A 1,697-nucleotide genomic window follows, 5' to 3' on the forward strand; every position below is an offset into this window, starting at 1 on the left:
TCCGGGCTTAGTGGAGATGTCGAAGTCGCCCACAGGCCCAGGAGGTCCTCGTGTCCCACGCTAATGCCCGTTTGAACATTCATGGTCGTCGTCTGCTCGTCTCGCGGGTGATCGACGACGAACGGCCTGTCGCCCATGTCGCGAAAGAGCTCGGGGTCTCGCGTCAGTGCGCTCACCGGTGGGTCAACCGGTTCCGCGCCGAGGGGGAGGCCGGGTTGGTCGATAGGTCCTCGCGGCCCAAGAGCTGCCCGCGACGGACGTCGGCGGTTATCGGGCTCATCCCAATTGAGGGTGTAGTCGTGGTCTGAAGCCTCCGGCCTCGAGTAGCGAGCGGGCGATGTAGTTGGTCAGGTTCCGGAAGCCAAGTGCGCTGCCGCGGAGGTGTTCGAGTCTGCCGTTGATGGCCTCGGTGGGTCCGTTGCTGGTGCCGGGTCGGTCGAAGTAGGCCAGGACGTCGGCGGCGCGCTTCTTCAGGGTCCGACCGAGGGTGATGACCTCGGTGAGTGCCTTCGGGACGTCGTGGCTGAGAGACTCGATCAGCCGGGCCATCTGCTCGCGACCGGCGGCACGGTCGGGTTCGCGGTAGGCGCCGACCATGTGCTGGTAGATGCTCCAGGTCGTCTCGACAGCGACGTGCTGGTCGTCGGCGAACAGGGCCTCGATCCGGTCCCACTGCCGATCAGTCAGCAGCCCGGTGCCGGTGTGCAGGACCCGTCGGGCGGAGTAGAGCGGGTCGCCGGAGCGGCCCCGGTGACCGTGGGCGGCGAGCTGGATTCGTCGGCGACACCGGTCCAGGGCCTCGCCGGCGAGGCGGACGACGTGGAACGGGTCCATCACCGCGACTGCGTCGGGGAGTTCCTCGGCGGCTGCGGTCTTGAAGCCGGTGAAGCCGTCCATCGCGACTACCTCGACGGCGTCGCGCCATGCCTGCGGCCGGTCGGCGAGCCAGGTCTTGAACACGGCCTTGGAGCGGCCTTCGACCATGTCCAATAGGCGTGATGGTCCTGTGCCGTCGCGGATCGGGGTCAGGTCGATGATCACCGTGACGTACTTGTCGCCGCGGCGCGTGTGACGCCAGACGTGCTCGTCGACACCGATCACCGCGACCCCGTCGAACCGGTGTTCGTCGTCGATGAGCACCCGCCGTCCTTCGGCCAGGACAGCAGTGTTCGCGGTGTCCCAGGCGACTCCGAGGCCCTCGGCGACTCGGGCGACGGTCAGGTGCTGAGTGACCAGCCCCGCGAGCGCCCACCGCAATCCACGCCGTGACAGCTTCGCCCGCGGCTCGGCCGCAGCGCTGGTGTCCTGGCGCCACACATGCCCGCAGCCGGTGCAGCGGTAGCGGCGGAGCGTCACGACCAGGGTGGTCGGTCGCCAACCGAGCGGCTCGTGCGCCAGCCGCCGTGTGACCGTGTCACGCGGCACGCCCTCGCAACCACACCGGCGGCACCAGCCATCGGGATCGACGACCCGACAGGCCAGGACCGCCCGGCCCGCTTCCAGACGCTGGCCCGTCACCTCCAGACCGAGCTCATCGAGACGGCAGAACGTCGTCAGATCAGGGGTCGTGAAGGTAGCGTCGGACACGTCGAGGTCTTCCAGATGGATGGCGTAGGAACCTCCATCGTCGGGAGACCTCGACGTCTATCTCGACACCGACGCGCCCACTGGATCTACACCCTCAATTCGGAAGAGCC

At 68.1% G+C, this 1,697-nt stretch carries 1 protein-coding gene and 1 pseudogene; one reads left to right on the forward strand and one right to left on the reverse strand.

The window, feature by feature from the left end; genetic code table 11:
- Positions 1 to 50: 50 nt before the first annotated feature.
- Positions 51 to 272, forward strand: a pseudogene (locus ABKW28_RS22725) (leucine zipper domain-containing protein); the annotation flags it as partial.
- 4 nt (positions 273 to 276) lie between these two features.
- Here ABKW28_RS22725 and ABKW28_RS22730 read toward each other — a convergent pair.
- Positions 277 to 1,587, reverse strand: a complete 1,311-nt coding sequence (locus ABKW28_RS22730) for an ISL3 family transposase (RefSeq protein ID WP_348613537.1) — start codon at positions 1,585 to 1,587, stop codon at positions 277 to 279.
- Positions 1,588 to 1,697 lie beyond the last annotated feature (110 nt).

Origin of the sequence: Nocardioides sp. 31GB23 (assembly GCF_040012395.1) — a bacterium.
GTDB lineage: Bacteria > Actinomycetota > Actinomycetes > Propionibacteriales > Nocardioidaceae > Nocardioides > Nocardioides salarius.